Genomic DNA, 990 nt, shown 5'->3' on the forward strand with positions numbered 1-990 from the left:
CATTTTCGATGTGCCAGTGGTCGACAGCGCGCCCGATTGGGATGGTATATGGGGCATGAGTAGCTATAACCATAGCCTAACAACAGACACGACCCCTTATGTTGCCATGAGTGCTAATGGGGATACTTTTGTGGTAGGGGGTAACAACCACAATGGTAATCAAGGGCAAATACGGATTCATCAGTTGGTTAATGATAGTTGGACATCTCAACAATATATAAATGGGTTTTCAGTCGGTAGTTCTTTCGGTTTTAGTGTTGATATTTCGGAAAATGGCGATGTCATCGCCGTTGGTGCATATGATCAAGGGAATACAGGTTACGTCTACATATTTCGCCACGATGGGACTTTTTGGGTGCTCGACCAAGCGTTCAGAAATTCAAATTATGCCACGGATGATTTTTATGGCTATGCTGTCAGTCTGAGCGATAACGGTCATCGATTGGCGGTGAGCGCTACTCGAGAAGGTGGCGAAACCAATAGTATTAGTGGACAAGGGGCGGTGTTCATTCATGATTATGATGGCAGTTATTGGTCTGAAACTCAGGTATTGCGAGCCTCAGATGCAGAAGTAGAAGATCGTTACGGACGTCTGGTAGCCCTGAGCGCTACAGGCGATCAATTAGCGGTGACGACGCTTAACGGCGAATCTGCATATTTTTATGATCTATCCTCATCAGAGCCGTCAGACTGGCAGGGCACAGAGCAAATCTATGTCTCGCCAGCGTCAGATACGGATGAATTTGGTACTTATGGTTTAGCTTTGAGCAGCAATGCCATTGCGGTAGGCGCCTATGTTGATGATAACGCTTTCTCTGGACATGTTTCCAACACCGAAATAGATGATGATTTCAATGAAAATGACACTACTTCTAACGGTACCTTCGATAAAGAAGATAACTCGATCTCGAACTCAGGCGCGGCGTACCTGATTAGCTTTGATGCTCATGTTTTGAATAGCCTCACGAGTGTACAAGTGCGAATTGATGT

General features: G+C 45.5%; 1 protein-coding gene. It reads left to right on the forward strand.

Annotated elements, in window-relative coordinates; genetic code table 11:
• Window positions 1-990, forward strand: a 990-nt coding sequence (locus F8B77_RS17640; RefSeq protein WP_208846178.1) for a hypothetical protein, incomplete at both ends; no start/stop codon positions are given.

This window comes from Aliivibrio finisterrensis (genome assembly GCF_008933155.1).
GTDB classification, from domain to species: Bacteria; Pseudomonadota; Gammaproteobacteria; order Enterobacterales; family Vibrionaceae; genus Aliivibrio; species Aliivibrio finisterrensis.